The following is a 13,144-nucleotide window of genomic DNA, read 5'->3' as shown; positions in this document are numbered from 1 at the left end:
TTTTGTTCCTCTTATGTTTTTCTGAATACTCTTTAAGTGCTTCCTTACCTTATATATTCATTAAGAAATATACTCTCTGCTTATTTAACTTAACATTATTATAAAATATAACTAAAAAAATCTCTGACTTAAGAAGGGATTTTACTATTTCATATCTTAGATTTTAAAACCAAACTTCAAAATTGCAGCAGATCCCGCCACCGCCTATAGCGGTTTCGTTCGATAAGAAAATTTGGTTGTTTGGTCAAACCAATACTTATCATATGTTCCTATATTATAAATGTGAAAAAGTTTTTCCTTTGAATCTTACCAGAGTGTATTATTCCTCCTGTTCTCAATGAAAAATATATTTTTATATTTCAGCAATCACTCTGCAACGAAGCCCTGAAAATCCACTCATATTTACTGGAAAAGTATATACTGTAAATGACTTATCAGATGCTTTCTCTAACAATAGGTCTAAGTTATCTAGATTTTCAATTATAAATACCCCTCTATCAGCGCAGTACTGATCAATACGCAGATGATTTTCTGGTTTTTGTGCCCCATTCATATCTATGCCTATAAAATTCACTCCTTTATCTATAATCTAACACCTCAACTTCATTAAAAAGCAGTATTCCAATCTTCCACTGCTTTAACATCTTCTTACCTCTTTCATATTTTAAATTTTAATTATTGTATCATATTAACCTGAAATAAATTACCAATTTCTATTATTTATTAGAAATTATATCATACAATATTAATTTAAGTTATTATATAACTAGGTAATAATTCTAAATTTTGTAACATTATCAATATATTTTATCATGGAGGTAATTTGCATGAAAAATTTAAACAAATTTATTCTTATAGTAGCATCATGTACACTTTGCTTATTATCTATATTTTGTTCTACCGTTTTTGCTTCTGGGTCATTGCCTTTTGTACAACAAGACTGGTACTTAAATTGGGCTCCATTACCAGTGAAAGAAGATGTCCCTATTAACAAAGTTTGGTCTATTACATTTACACAGCCAATTAATAAGTTATCGTTGGATAACTCTTCAATTTACATAAAAGATGATAAACTTAACATTGTCGATATCAGTTTGCAACTAAGCGAAGATGGCAAAGTTATAAAAATACTACCAACTTCCAATTATTCTCCCGGTCATCCATACTACTTATATGTTACTAATAGAGTTATGGCAACTTCAGGACATTCTTTGTCCAAACCAACTTGTATGACTTTTACTGTTAAGGCAGACGCTACAAAAGTTGATGATACTTACAACAAACAAAGTATCAAGCTGAGTAAAGGTGATATTTTAGAGTTAACTTTACCCGAAAATGATGATGGCGGTTACTCATGGAAATTTAAGTCGTCCTTGAATAACAATGTACTAAAAATAATCGATGATACTTATATACAAACTAGCTCTTCTCCTAATATTGTGGGTGGTGTTGGAAAAAAACGCTGGTTATTTCAAGCTGTGGGCACTGGTACTACATCAATAAATTTGGAGGAAGCTAGACCATGGGATACTAATTCTATTTTGAGCACTTTTAATCTAAAAGTTATTGTTAAATAAAAGCTTCTGTGGGTGCATGTATCAATATTTAAATTTCCCAGATATTTGTACCCAGTTTTAAAACTCCTATTACGTCGGATAATTTTCAGAAAGAGTATCTATCGTAAATTTACAATAGATACAAATAGTTTTTGAATTGCCTAGTTATCGTATTATCTTTATATATGGATAATTTGATTTAAATTTAGCTTAATTCCTTATTTTCTTCATAGATTGTAGCTATTTCTGCCTGTAATAAGTTTTTAAATATATAGAATAAACAATTTGTAACAATGCTGTTTCCTGCTTGTTTATAGAGTTGCGAGTTTGAAACTCCAGCATCTACAGCTTTTTTAAAATCCTCGTCTTTAAACCCCATCAACCTCCAACACTCTTTAGGTGTAAGTTTTCTTATTCTGTAGCCAACGTTGTATAAGTAGCTAAAACCGCCAGCATTTCCAACAGGTTGAGCCATAAGGCACATTGCAGTTTTTTCAGATGAATAAACCCTATTACCTTGTCTGTACTGCTTTCCAAAATTAATTTCGCCTATCCCTCCAACTAATTCAGGCATTGGTGATTCAGTTATTTTTAAACCTTGTCTTTGACTTCTCAAGGTAGGCGCATATTCATTATAAATTCTAATACCGTCAAAGCCTTGGGTATCATCTATAAGTACTTTTGGCTGCCTATTTCCACCTTGCATAGTATTTAAAGTCGGTGACAATCCTTCTTCTGAATAAACTCGTCTTACCTGTTCATTGCCTTTTATATCCAGCATACCTACTTGCAGTATTCCAGTTCTAGCAGCATGATTATCTAATCCTTTGTGATAATTTGCATCTAAGCAACTTGCTATTCCATCTTCTTTTACTTTTAATTCTCCACGATTAATTTGCATTGCTACACCATTAGTATTGCAAGTATCAACACACATGGCATAATCACTGGGATAGTTCTTTTGGTTTCTATCTAGGTATTTCAAAGGTACTGAATACACTTCTTTATCTTTTAGCTTTTGTATAAGTTTATCTGTTTTCTCCTGGCTTATATAATATTTTTCATCAACTTCATCCTCTAAAAAATCCTTTAGTCTTAATCCATTATCAAAGCCTTTAGGAAAACTGAATGTTCCTGTATCTATGTCTTTTCTTATGCTTACTATGAATACCCTTTCCCTGTTTTGAGGTATGCCATAGTCTTTAGCATTTAATACTTTCCAGTAGTTGTTATAGCCTAAACTTTCTATATCTTCAAGCATACTTTCAAAATCTGCTTTAAATTTCTTTCCAACAAGGTTTTTAACATTCTCTATTACGCTATACTTAGGCTTGGTTTCTTTTAAAATTCTAAACCCCTCATAGTATAAGCCTGACCTTGTTTCACCCTCTTTTAATCCTCTCTGTTTACCAGCTACACTTATGTCCTGACATGGGAAACCCCAAACAAGTAGGTCTGCATAAGGTAAATTCCTACCCCAAACCTTAGTAATATCACCTAAGTTTTTATCCTCCGAAACCCCATGTACTGCACAATAACTCTTTACCGCATATTTATCTACCTCACAAAAATCTACAAGTTCATAAGGTATCTCTAGGTTTTTTAATGCGCTCTCTGGAGCCCCAATTCCACTAAATAATGTTCTAACTTTTAACATTGCAATCCCTCCATCAATAGTTCGCATAATTTACATTTCAACAAAAGCAACCAGATGCTCTAACGCATACTTTTTATAAAAGCCTTTAACCATTTTTCAGCTCTATTTTGAGCTTCTTCTAATGAATTACATTCTTTAAATACTGCCACAACCACAGCACGCTTTAAATCTTCTCTAACTCCATTTTCTTTATATGTTCTTATTGATAAATATAATTTCCATGTATTACATACAACTTTTCTACCTTCACCTTGAACATATCTTTCCGGCTGAGAAAGTTTTAATCTAATATCTCCTTGGTCCGCAACCGTACCTGGTTCGAATCTCTCATCTTTTTGATACCAATATATCAATTACTTTCCCTCCCTAACTTACGTCGTATTTTAAACAGATCGCGACTAACCTTCTATTTTTATATCACTAAGTTCATTATTTTGACCTAGTAATATCAAATCTTCTATTTTACTTGTAATATTTGAGTTGCTTAACATTTCAACAACTAACTTACCGTTATTGTATACTTCAACTTTACTATCTTTTTGTTTTATAACTATCATAATCTTCTCCCTTTCTTAGAATTATGATTGCGTCACTTTGCCTTTGCTTTTCTTTCACTTATTTTCTGATATATATCAGTTACAATTACTGCAGTTCTTGTTAAATCAGCATCCTTTTGTATTAGCTTATTCTTGTTTAATGTTAATAGCTGCTGCCTAGATACTAGGATTAAATTATTAATATCCAAATTACCTAGGTTGCTATCTCCAAAGATAACCGCATGCCCTTTGGGAATTGGTCCATTATGCTCTTCCCACACCACTTGATGTTTCAATCTCCATTTATTCGGTTCTTTAATTTTTACTTCTACATATCCATCTACATTTACTCTTTCACTTCCTATAGGTCTATGATTTATTGGCTTTTGCCCTTTCTTAAACCACGTTTTTTCGCACCCTTTAGGACATACTCCTTTCATCCCTTTGTTAACAGGAATATTTCCTTTATTAAACTGTCCTGTAAATCCTGTATTTAACTTATATCTACCTATAGCACCCTTTATTTGATTCATTGTTAAATCTAAATTAAACTTTTCCTTCATAAGCTCTTGAATTTCTTTATAATGATGCCCTGGAGTTATTTCTTCTAAGTACTCTTTTTCCTCATTACTCCATATGTGAAGAGCTTTATTTTTACTTCCTTGTGGTCTACCGTTCATATTTTAACCCTCTAACATTTTAGGAATTTCTGTTTTGTCTTTTCCAAGTGTTTCTGCCTGTACTTTTTTAGCTTCAAGTATCAGAGATCCATTTGATATTATTTTTGAAGCAACATCACTTATTGCTTTTGCCCTTGTGATTTCTTCTTGAAGTTCCTCACCTTTTATATCTTCATCATTAAGTCTTTCTAGTGTGGCAAATAGGTGATTATTTAAATCACCAAGTGTATTTCTCATCAAAAATCCCCCCTCTTCAAACTACGAATCAATAATTTGTAACAGCAACATCCCTTGTATAAATATCCAGAAAATTAATCACACTAACATACCGAGAATTTTCTCGACGTATTGCTATGAAATTCTCAGTCTTTTGGATTACCTTTGCTTCTCTAAATCCATTCTCTTCAGTAGCATATTGAATTGTTTGCTCTATATTTATTTTATTAAGCAGATTATTTCTCATCTGGTTAAATTCTTCGGTCTTTCTGTCTCCTTCTACCTGTCTCGCCATATCTACTCTTAAGCCACTTAACCAAAATCCCCTGTCAATCTCAACTTGTTGCTCGCTATTTATAAAGTTTTTGCAAGCATTTTTGCATTTTCCTCTTCTGCTACATTTCTTGCAAGTTTCAAAGTCTTGAAAATCCATATAATCCCCTCTTTAAATAAATTTTCTTAGTCTATAATCATTTTCCTTGCATTTTTCAAAAACTACTACACTTGAAGGTTCTAATATTCTACCTGCTAAAGCTCCATCTAAGTCCATTAGCATATCCGGGTCACATTCCGAACTGTAAATTGTTGGAAGATGATTGATGTATCTATAATTTATAATTGGATAAATATGCTTCATATCTGTTTCCTTCAACTCTCCAATAAGTACACCCTTTTTTACCTTGTCTTTGAATAGATCATCTACTATCAGTAATTCAGCAGTGGTATATTTACTTTGGATTTTTAAATAGTTTTCTTCATCCATAGCATTAGCCTTTAACTCTTGCATTACTTCAATATAAGGCATATAAACCACACTTATAAAATCTTCTCCATTTACTAGTGCCGCACCTATTCCTATGATCAAATGAGATTTACCTGCTCCATGTTGTCCTAAAAAAGCCAAGCTGTTTTCATCAGTTGATCTTATAGAGTTAAAATTTCTTATATATTGTACTGCTTTAGCTTTAGCTAACTTGGTTATTTCTGTTCTGGTTTCATATTCATTTATCTTTTTTACTTTACTTGGAGTAATGCCGAATCTTCTCCATCTTCGCTCTACAAGTTCTCTTTGGAAGCATTTACACCTTTCAAAGCCATTTTCCCCAGGTACCCAACTTGTATCTTGACATAAATCACATTTAAAAGTCGATGTTTTGGAGTTCATCTTCTGTGAGGTTTGCTGGCTTTGTGTTTTTAGTCCAGTCATATTCTTGTTTATTCTCTGAAGAATTGTTTCCAGTTCGCTCATTATTTCCACCTTCTTTTTGGTTTAAAATAGCTAGATTATAATATTTTCCACCAATATCGTATTGAGTACATATTAAGGCTGTACTATCTTTGATTTTCTGTCCGAACAATTCTTGTATTGTTCTTACTTTAACTGGATACTGGTTATTTTTAGTGACCTCAACTACTAATTTATGCCTCTCTAGCAACGTTTTACAGTCCTCTAGACTGTACTTGTTTTCATTCATAGCTTTATGTATTGCTTTTTTCATTGCCGGTGTGAGGCTTTTATGTTTTACTAAATCTAAAGATAAATAGTAGTTGAATATTTCAAGATATATATTATCTTTAGATATATTAATAGATTTATTATCAGACTTATTACTAGATATATTATTAGATTTTGAGTCACCAACCGATTCAGTAACCGAACCATAATCCGATTCACCAACCGATTCAGTAACTGTTTTTGAGTTGCTCTCTATCCCTTTATTTACAATGTCTACAACTGATTCACTAACCGATTCATCAACCGAACCGTTATCTGATTCAATATGCGATTCACCAACCGATTCATTAAAAATCAGATAATACTTGCTGGGTTCTTTTTTACTACGACTTTTATATATCTCTTTGATGTAGTATTCTTTAATTAATTTTGTGAGTATTCTCGCAACAGTACTTTGAGGTATCTCAGTTTGGTCAGCTATTTTTCTTGATGAAGCATATACCTCATTTTTGCTTAGTCCTTTATAATTTTCTTGGGTTTGATTTGAATGTCTATACAGCCATGCATATACTATTAATTCTTTCGGCTCTAGGTCGGCAGGCACTATCAAAAACTTCACCTCCTCACCTCTCTTTTGTCATATCTGATGCTTTATTTTGAATTATTTATATTAGTTCTAATGATCCTATCCTCTATGGCTGCCACTATAAAATCTTTTATAGTTTTGCCTTCTTTTTCTGCTGCTTCTTTTATTTTTTTATGCTCTGCATCCTCAAAATACAAAGGAAAAGTTTTCATCATCTCACCTCACTTTTTATAACTTGTTAAGTTACTTACTATAACCATTGTATCATATATTTAATTACAATAACTAAATAACGAACAATAAATCATATTAATTGTTTACTGTATTTGGTACGTGCATCCTCATATATTTTTCCTTAGTTGCCTCTCCGCCTCTGATATTCCTTTCCTCAGTATTCTTAAGTATTACCTTTTCAACTTCTTCGTGGAGTTGAGGATTTACCTTAAGCAATCTTTCAACAATATCTTTATGTATTGTGCTTTTGCTTACTCCAAAAACCTTTGCTGTAGTTCTTATAGTAGCTTCAGTTGCTATAGTGTAATTAGCTACTTCAACTACCCTTGCTCTTATATAATCTTTCATCTTTGCTTATCCTCCTCATTCTCATTGTTATTTCTAGTAAGTCTTAAACAGCTATTTGTATACTGGCAGCTACAAATACTTTCTCTTGGTGTATTATCTTCTTGATATTTTAAGATCCAATCCATTTTTCCATAACAGTGTGGCTTGTTCAATGTATCTTCCTCCGCAATTCATATTCCGATCTATAAGCATCTAAACAAGTGTTTTTTAGCCATTGTGCGTAAATTTCAGCATCTTCAGTGTCGTATCCAATGTGCTCAGTAATAGCAAGCACTAACTCATCATGTTCCTTCGTAACTATCTCTACGTCTTTAGTAAACATCATTTTTCCATCTTTAGTAGTTCTTACAGTATACTGAGTCTTCATATCAATACCTCCTACTTATTTTCACCATTATTTAACTTCCCCTCTCATATATGCTATTTTAGCTTTATTCAACCTTTCCATAGCTTGAAAATATATATCCTGGCATAGTTGTTCCTCTGAAATTAAACTTGTCTCTATGAGCTTATTTGCGCATAATTCCAATATGTGTAGCATTTGACCTGCTATTCTCTTTTTTGAGTAAACCCCTAAAACTAATTCTTGGTTTTTTTCGTTAGAGCATATTGTCCAGCTGCATACAGAATCATCCCTATATGTAGGTTTTAAATAAAGCTCGTCTACTACCACATTAAACACTTGTCCTTCTAGACTTTTGATAATCATATAAATCCCCCTTTTTTTACTAGAGGAAAGAGACTAATCCTTTCCTCTTTAGTGATGTTATTCTTCTGGCATTCCGAATACTTTTAATTCGCAGTTATTCATTTTACCATCACAGTCTATAAAACCATGTATGTCATTTAATACTTGCATTGCCCTTTCCTTTGTTTTATAAGTCCCCATACAAATGCCTTTACTAATCATTGTTTCTGGTGGAGTACTAGTAAAAATTCTAGTGTCAACTACTTCAACCATTTCTGCTTTTACAAGTCTAGTTCTGTTTTGGCTTCTAATCCACATAATAAATTCTCGCTTTCTTTAGAATGATCTATGTCGTCAGTTCCGCAACTTGGGCACACTGCAAATTTAATCTCATTTGCAGACACTGAGAAAACCTCATTGCATTCTTTACATTGAAAAATTTTAATCATTAACAAATTCCTCCTTTAAAATATTGATAAGTCTAAACTTAATCCTTTATTAGCAACATACACTGGCCTTCCAGTCAACGCCTCTGTATCTTCTTTAAATTGTTGAGAGTTACTATTACTATCACTTAGATGTATTAAGGTTATCTCTTTAACGTGGCTTAAGTCATTTGCTTTTAGAAATTCTTTAACATTTTCTAAACTAAAATGGGATTTTATAAGCCTATTTCTTAGTCCTATTGGAATATAGCCTTGTTTTAAATTATCTTTTAAAATCTCTGCAGAATAATTGCACTCTATAAAAATATGATTTAATTCTTTGAACTTGTATTTACAATAATAGCTGTCTGTAATAAAAAGTAACTTTCCTATTTCTTGATGTTGTATTAAATATCCCAATGGTTCTGCTGCATCATGCTCAACAGCGAAAGGTAATACTGTGAACCCACCTACTGTAAACTGTTTCTCTGATTTAATGATATGTCCTCTATGATTCATTGCCATTGACCTTACAAGTGTTCCATGGCTTGCATATACATCAATGCCCTTTTGTGTTAAATCTTTAATAGCCTTTGCATGATCTAAATGTTCATGCGTAACTAAACAGCCTACTACATTAGATATATCAAAGTTCAACCCTTTTAAAATATTCTTGTAAGGTACTCCAGCTTCCAGGATTAAGGTTTCTTTTTTCCCTTGAAGGAGGTAACAGTTACCAGAACTGCTACTCCCTAATACATTCACTTCCATTTTTAAAACCCTGGAGTTTCTAAAATATTTACTTGTCCTGAAGTTTCTTCTTTATTCTCATTGTCAGCTTTTACAAATTCTTGTTTTTGTGGTTCTACATCAATAATTGTAGTATTGGCATTTTCTTTAATTTCCTCATGAACCTCATAATCAACATTGTTAACTGTTTTTTCTTCATCAAATGCTTTGTCAGACTTATTAAACGCATCTATTAGTATATCGCTATCATCACTGGTATTAGCAAACATTTTACAAGCTCTATTAATTACAGTTTTCTTTGCCATTTCATCCGTAAAGTTTTTATGAGCACCACTTCCACCCTTAGCATATCCTTGGTTCCAAGCTGCTTTTATTTGATTCATATTCATTATTTCTATATGTATTGGGTCATCATCACCGAGTATTACTGCAAAAGCACCTTTGATTTTATTCATATCTATATTTTCGAACTTAGGGTTAAATTTTGTGATTTTCAGCGTTGCAGTATCTATATCAAATTCAGTTTCAAACTCGTCTCCTTCATAGATGCAATATGCTTTTACATCCTTTACTCCATTTAATCTTTTAGTAACTGCTACGGTACCCATGTAACTACGCATAAGCTGTAATTTATCACCATATGATACAAAGTAACACTGTTTTTTTGCTGGGCTTAAACCTTGTATTACCATGTCTAGAAGGGTATTTGCTATACTTGCCTTTGAACATGTTTGTAAAACTGGTTTTTTATCCTTGTTCACAGTCTCTGTAAGTATTAGATACGCACTCTTTAGTGCATTTTCAGCACTGTAGTTTTGTGGAATTCTAAGATCACCTTTAGTTCTTAGGTCCCTTACTCTATTTAATACATCCTCTGTAATATTTTTTTCCTGTGTAGTTGTTGCTACTGCGTTATTTTTATTTTCCATAATTTAAATTCCTCACTTTCATTATTCAAAATCTATTATTTCTTTTTTAATAGGCTCAACTTTGTAAACTGTTGCGTTTGTATCTTGCCCTTCTTGCATTTCTGTTGCAGGTGCATCATAGCAAAACGCAAAGTATTGATTTTTATATTTAAAAACTTCTTCTTTTGCTATACTCCATCTACTTTGGCCTAGTATCGTTTCTTTTACAGATTCAGCGCCCTCAGGAAAACTGTTTAAATCCTCGATGCAGGTAGTATAATTGCCGATTTCAGACTTCATTTTTTTAATTAATTCATCAAGTTCTTTTTCTTCTTCTTCTGAAACAATTGATAGATGTTGATTTAATTCACTTTCACCATAATTTATTTTTAAGGATTTATCACGGCTTACTATTAAATTAATAATTTGTGAATTACATGGGATGATATCATTAACAGATTCTCTATTATCTATTATTACTGGAGCTGAAACTTTATAATAATCTGATAGGGTATTAATAATATCTATTCCTGCATTTATTTTTGCTGCTGTATTTGAATTACTAAATGGAACTCCATCAATTAAAGCTTCACAAGTCTCAACTAAGCCACCATTCACTTGAGTATCAAATAATTTGAACTTAACATATTTAAATTTATCATTTATGTTGCTTTCCAATAGTTCAACCTTTGTTTTAATAAAGTCTTCACACAAGAACTCCTGACCTTCTATTTTTGCTATCTGTTCTGCCAATGATTTTTCCTTATCCATTAATTCTTGTATTCTATCTTTTATATCCTCATTATTTTTCTTTGCTAAAAGTTGTTCTTTAATCTCGTCAATTTTAGCAACAATTTCTTTCTTTTTATCCTTCAGTGTTGATGCTAAGTTATTCTTTGTCATTTCTTCTGATTCTTGTTTTATCAATTCACTGATGCGGTCAATCTCTTCTTTTATGTCCTGGTATTCTTTGTTGCTGCTTAATGTATCTACTGGCTTAAAATCAGCTATTGCAATTTCAATACCTTTTACCTCTGTTGTAAATTCTTTTATATCAGCGTTTACAACTTCTATTTTGCTATCTATAGCTTTTATATCTTCTTTAAGCTTCTCAATTGTTGATTTACCATGTTTACCTTTTGCACCTATACTTGAAAGTTCTTTAGCTTTATTTTGGTTGAAGTTTTCTGTCATTTCAGCTTTTTTACTTTCAATATCATGTTCTTCAAATGCTCTATTGCAAGTAGGACATACAAATTTAGTTTCATCAAATTCCAAGATTTTCTCATTGACTTCATGCCATTTTGCCCTTAATTCGTCATTAGCTTTTGTTACATCTGCTATTGTGTTTTCATAAACAGCTTTCTTTTCAATTAAATTATCTAATGTATTTTTGGTTGTCCTTAATTCAAAATTAGCCTTTTGAAGTTTCTCTTTTAATTCAAAGAGTGGTTTATCTTTATTACTGTTGGCTTCATTTTCTATAGCTTTCAACTTACTTGTTAAACCATATAATTGTTTTTGATTCTCTAAGGTATCCTTAGCAACTTTTCTGCTATCTAGTAGTCTATCTTCAATGTCCTTTAGATCTTTTTCATTTTTACTTAATTCCTGGTTAAGCCCTATCCAATCATATTCTTTTATAGAATTATTGAGCTCATCAATTCTATAAGGTATTGATTTTATATCATCATTAAGTTTTTTCTTACGTGCTGCAATAGTTTTTTTAAGAACATCAATGTCCTTTTCTGCTAATAAGCTTTCTAAATCTTTTAAGCTATAATTGTAATTGATTATTCTATCAGTTGTTATATCACCTATGATATGTAATAGAATATCCCTTCTATCTTGCCATTTCATATTTGTACTAAAATACGAAGGGTTTGTTATAAGTTTAAATATGTTTTCATTAACTATTGAATTTATCTTATCTTGATACTCAGACTTTTTAACCGGAACTTCATCTATGTAATAAAGTGTTTCGTGTCCAGTTAAGAGTTTTTCTGATTCTCCTCGTCTCTTGGTCCATTTTTCCTTGTAAGTTTTAGTTAAAGTAGTGTTCTTGCCATCTATATTTATAACTCCTGTTACTGTATGCTCTAACCCATGGATTATCTGATTATTACTGTCATAGGTTTTAATTTGAAAATTTGATTCCTTATCGCCTACAACTCTGTCTTGACTATCTTTATCAAATAGTAGCCAAGAAACCGCATCCGATATTGTAGTTTTACCTGTCCCATTTTCTCCGCTAATATTTGTTATGTCTGAAAAATCTAAATCTAATTCTTTTATTCCTTTGAAATTCTTAAGAAATAATTTTAAAATTTCAATTTTTTTCATTCTGTACCCCCTCATTTCTTGTTAAAATGCTTGACATATTCATGTTCACGGTGTATATTTTCTTTAAAGAATAATTTTTATTTAGCTTGCTTGTAATCGTTACTTACTAGGCGAGCTTTCTTTTTTATCGAACTTAATATCGTTATTTTTTATTCTTTGTAATGTAATATCGAACATAGCTTTAGTAAAATTTTCTATCATTTTGGATTGATCACCAACTATTATTACTTCCATATATATACCTCCGTATAGATTATTTTACTGCTAAGACATGAAGCAGTTTTGAACTCAGAAATGATCTAACTGAATTGCGCTATTACCGAATTGATTTCTTGTAAGTTTGAAAGATTTGTGCTTTGGGAAAAATATCATCTAACTTCGAAAGAAGCTCTAAACTTGGTGTCCCTCTTCCTGCTTCTATATCACATAACCATTGACGTGATATATTGAGCTTTTCAGCTAATTGTGTAGAGGTCCATCCTATTTTATCTTTTTCTATTTTAATTAGAGTCCCAAGCGTGAGGTTGGTCACATTGTCACCTCCTGTTCGTTATTCATGTTTGATTGCTTGTCTATTCATTTGGTATGTTTATATTGTAACTTGATACCGAACAAATGACAAGTTCGGTATAACCTTAAATTTAAGGAATATTGTTCAAATTATTGAATATAATTAGAATATATCGGCAATACTACCATATACGTTATTTATTTACAAAGTACGTTTACAGTTTACGAAACGTATGTTATAATAATAATTG

At 31.6% G+C, this 13,144-nt stretch carries 22 protein-coding genes; 1 reads left to right on the top strand and 21 read right to left on the bottom strand.

Annotated features, from left to right (window positions below; genetic code table 11):
- Positions 1-352: 352 nt before the first annotated feature.
- A complete protein-coding gene (locus tag CLMAG_RS29255; protein ID WP_242873173.1) occupies positions 353-574 on the bottom strand; it encodes a hypothetical protein in 222 nt (73 codons plus the stop codon).
- A gap of 253 nt (positions 575-827) precedes the next feature.
- Between CLMAG_RS29255 and CLMAG_RS29250 the strand changes: the two genes are divergently transcribed.
- Positions 828-1,577: a protease inhibitor I42 family protein gene (locus CLMAG_RS29250; protein WP_066630955.1), complete on the top strand. Its 750-nt coding sequence runs from the start codon at positions 828-830 to the stop codon at positions 1,575-1,577.
- A gap of 184 nt (positions 1,578-1,761) precedes the next feature.
- Here CLMAG_RS29250 and dcm read toward each other — a convergent pair whose 3' ends face one another.
- The 20 genes from dcm to CLMAG_RS29175 form a co-directional block, all read right to left on the bottom strand.
- Positions 1,762-3,213, bottom strand: coding sequence for a DNA (cytosine-5-)-methyltransferase (gene dcm / locus CLMAG_RS29245; protein ID WP_066630954.1), 1,452 nt, complete (start codon positions 3,211-3,213; stop codon positions 1,762-1,764).
- A 59-nt stretch (positions 3,214-3,272) separates the two neighbouring features.
- Entirely contained in the window at positions 3,273-3,566 is a 294-nt protein-coding gene (locus tag CLMAG_RS29240) for a hypothetical protein (RefSeq protein WP_066630953.1), read from the bottom strand.
- A gap of 45 nt (positions 3,567-3,611) precedes the next feature.
- Positions 3,612-3,770, bottom strand: coding sequence for a hypothetical protein (locus tag CLMAG_RS32840; RefSeq protein ID WP_161487063.1), 159 nt, complete (start codon positions 3,768-3,770; stop codon positions 3,612-3,614).
- Positions 3,771-3,802: 32 nt separating this feature from the next.
- Complete coding sequence (locus tag CLMAG_RS29235; RefSeq protein ID WP_066630952.1) at positions 3,803-4,429, bottom strand: HNH endonuclease signature motif containing protein; 627 nt, start codon at positions 4,427-4,429, stop codon at positions 3,803-3,805.
- 3 nt (positions 4,430-4,432) lie between these two features.
- Positions 4,433-4,666, bottom strand: a complete 234-nt coding sequence (locus tag CLMAG_RS29230) for a hypothetical protein (protein ID WP_066630951.1) — start codon at positions 4,664-4,666, stop codon at positions 4,433-4,435.
- A gap of 28 nt (positions 4,667-4,694) precedes the next feature.
- Positions 4,695-5,078 (bottom strand): hypothetical protein, encoded by a 384-nt coding sequence (locus tag CLMAG_RS29225; protein ID WP_066630950.1) that lies wholly within the window; start codon positions 5,076-5,078, stop codon positions 4,695-4,697.
- Between the two features lie 12 nt (positions 5,079-5,090).
- Positions 5,091-5,810 carry an ATP-binding protein gene (locus CLMAG_RS29220; RefSeq protein WP_066630948.1) on the bottom strand — a complete coding sequence of 240 codons (720 nt, stop codon included), beginning with the start codon at positions 5,808-5,810 and terminating at the stop codon, positions 5,091-5,093.
- Entirely contained in the window at positions 5,785-6,711 is a 927-nt protein-coding gene (locus CLMAG_RS29215; protein WP_066630946.1) for a helix-turn-helix domain-containing protein, read from the bottom strand. Before CLMAG_RS29215 ends, CLMAG_RS29220 begins: the two co-directional genes overlap by 26 nt.
- Positions 6,712-6,752: 41 nt before the next feature.
- Positions 6,753-6,899, bottom strand: coding sequence for a hypothetical protein (locus CLMAG_RS32835; protein ID WP_175562222.1), 147 nt, complete (start codon positions 6,897-6,899; stop codon positions 6,753-6,755).
- A gap of 97 nt (positions 6,900-6,996) precedes the next feature.
- On the bottom strand, positions 6,997-7,269 hold the full coding sequence (spoIIID, locus tag CLMAG_RS29210) for a sporulation transcriptional regulator SpoIIID (protein ID WP_066630945.1): 273 nt from the start codon (positions 7,267-7,269) through the stop codon (positions 6,997-6,999).
- Entirely contained in the window at positions 7,266-7,394 is a 129-nt protein-coding gene (locus CLMAG_RS34585) for a hypothetical protein (RefSeq protein ID WP_278331920.1), read from the bottom strand. Before CLMAG_RS34585 ends, spoIIID begins: the two co-directional genes overlap by 4 nt.
- Positions 7,395-7,417: 23 nt before the next feature.
- Positions 7,418-7,636: a hypothetical protein gene (locus CLMAG_RS29205; RefSeq protein ID WP_066630944.1), complete on the bottom strand. Its 219-nt coding sequence runs from the start codon at positions 7,634-7,636 to the stop codon at positions 7,418-7,420.
- A gap of 27 nt (positions 7,637-7,663) precedes the next feature.
- The gene (locus CLMAG_RS29200) at positions 7,664-7,978 is read right to left on the bottom strand and encodes a hypothetical protein (protein WP_066630943.1); all 315 of its coding nucleotides are present in this window, start codon (positions 7,976-7,978) and stop codon (positions 7,664-7,666) included.
- Positions 7,979-8,035: 57 nt separating this feature from the next.
- Positions 8,036-8,275: a hypothetical protein gene (locus CLMAG_RS29195; protein WP_066630942.1), complete on the bottom strand. Its 240-nt coding sequence runs from the start codon at positions 8,273-8,275 to the stop codon at positions 8,036-8,038.
- The gene (locus CLMAG_RS32825; protein WP_161487060.1) at positions 8,239-8,406 is read right to left on the bottom strand and encodes a hypothetical protein; all 168 of its coding nucleotides are present in this window, start codon (positions 8,404-8,406) and stop codon (positions 8,239-8,241) included. The genes CLMAG_RS29195 and CLMAG_RS32825 overlap by 37 nt, the downstream gene beginning before the upstream one ends.
- Before the next feature lie 15 nt (positions 8,407-8,421).
- Entirely contained in the window at positions 8,422-9,153 is a 732-nt protein-coding gene (locus tag CLMAG_RS29190; protein WP_066630940.1) for an MBL fold metallo-hydrolase, read from the bottom strand.
- Positions 9,154-9,155: 2 nt separating this feature from the next.
- Positions 9,156-10,061, bottom strand: coding sequence for a recombinase RecT (locus tag CLMAG_RS29185; protein WP_066630937.1), 906 nt, complete (start codon positions 10,059-10,061; stop codon positions 9,156-9,158).
- Positions 10,062-10,082: 21 nt separating this feature from the next.
- Entirely contained in the window at positions 10,083-12,383 is a 2,301-nt protein-coding gene (locus CLMAG_RS29180) for an AAA family ATPase (RefSeq protein WP_066630935.1), read from the bottom strand.
- 99 nt (positions 12,384-12,482) lie between these two features.
- The gene (locus CLMAG_RS34580) at positions 12,483-12,617 is read right to left on the bottom strand and encodes a hypothetical protein (RefSeq protein ID WP_278331919.1); all 135 of its coding nucleotides are present in this window, start codon (positions 12,615-12,617) and stop codon (positions 12,483-12,485) included.
- Positions 12,618-12,699: 82 nt separating this feature from the next.
- Positions 12,700-12,915, bottom strand: a complete 216-nt coding sequence (locus CLMAG_RS29175; protein ID WP_066630934.1) for a helix-turn-helix transcriptional regulator — start codon at positions 12,913-12,915, stop codon at positions 12,700-12,702.
- Between the last annotated feature and the right edge of the window lie 229 nt (positions 12,916-13,144).

It is taken from the genome of Clostridium magnum DSM 2767, assembly GCF_001623875.1.
GTDB lineage: Bacteria > Bacillota > Clostridia > Clostridiales > Clostridiaceae > Clostridium_AM > Clostridium_AM magnum.
Note: the sequence above shows the minus strand (reverse complement) of the source record. Positions and strands in the feature narration are given on the sequence as shown.

Bases quoted from the DNA above. Each gene is read 5' to 3' on its own strand.
- CLMAG_RS34580 (WP_278331919.1), bottom strand. From the start codon at position 12,617: ATGGAAGTAATAATAGTTGGTGATCAATCCAAAATGATAGAAAATTTT.
- CLMAG_RS29235 (WP_066630952.1), bottom strand. From the start codon at position 4,429: ATGAACGGTAGACCACAAGGAAGTAAAAATAAAGCTCTTCACATATGG.
- CLMAG_RS29200 (WP_066630943.1), bottom strand. From the start codon at position 7,978: ATGATTATCAAAAGTCTAGAAGGACAAGTGTTTAATGTGGTAGTAGAC.
- CLMAG_RS29225 (WP_066630950.1), bottom strand. From the start codon at position 5,078: ATGGATTTTCAAGACTTTGAAACTTGCAAGAAATGTAGCAGAAGAGGA.
- CLMAG_RS32840 (WP_161487063.1), bottom strand. From the start codon at position 3,770: ATGATAGTTATAAAACAAAAAGATAGTAAAGTTGAAGTATACAATAAC.
- dcm (WP_066630954.1), bottom strand. From the start codon at position 3,213: ATGTTAAAAGTTAGAACATTATTTAGTGGAATTGGGGCTCCAGAGAGC.
- CLMAG_RS32835 (WP_175562222.1), bottom strand. From the start codon at position 6,899: ATGAAAACTTTTCCTTTGTATTTTGAGGATGCAGAGCATAAAAAAATA.
- CLMAG_RS29195 (WP_066630942.1), bottom strand. From the start codon at position 8,275: ATGTGGATTAGAAGCCAAAACAGAACTAGACTTGTAAAAGCAGAAATG.
- CLMAG_RS29205 (WP_066630944.1), bottom strand. From the start codon at position 7,636: ATGAAGACTCAGTATACTGTAAGAACTACTAAAGATGGAAAAATGATG.
- spoIIID (WP_066630945.1), bottom strand. From the start codon at position 7,269: ATGAAAGATTATATAAGAGCAAGGGTAGTTGAAGTAGCTAATTACACT.
- CLMAG_RS29230 (WP_066630951.1), bottom strand. From the start codon at position 4,666: ATGAGAAATACACTTGGTGATTTAAATAATCACCTATTTGCCACACTA.
- CLMAG_RS29250 (WP_066630955.1), top strand. From the start codon at position 828: ATGAAAAATTTAAACAAATTTATTCTTATAGTAGCATCATGTACACTT.
- CLMAG_RS34585 (WP_278331920.1), bottom strand. From the start codon at position 7,394: ATGGATTGGATCTTAAAATATCAAGAAGATAATACACCAAGAGAAAGT.
- CLMAG_RS29190 (WP_066630940.1), bottom strand. From the start codon at position 9,153: ATGGAAGTGAATGTATTAGGGAGTAGCAGTTCTGGTAACTGTTACCTC.
- CLMAG_RS29180 (WP_066630935.1), bottom strand. From the start codon at position 12,383: ATGAAAAAAATTGAAATTTTAAAATTATTTCTTAAGAATTTCAAAGGA.
- CLMAG_RS29185 (WP_066630937.1), bottom strand. From the start codon at position 10,061: ATGGAAAATAAAAATAACGCAGTAGCAACAACTACACAGGAAAAAAAT.
- CLMAG_RS29220 (WP_066630948.1), bottom strand. From the start codon at position 5,810: ATGAACTCCAAAACATCGACTTTTAAATGTGATTTATGTCAAGATACA.
- CLMAG_RS32825 (WP_161487060.1), bottom strand. From the start codon at position 8,406: ATGATTAAAATTTTTCAATGTAAAGAATGCAATGAGGTTTTCTCAGTG.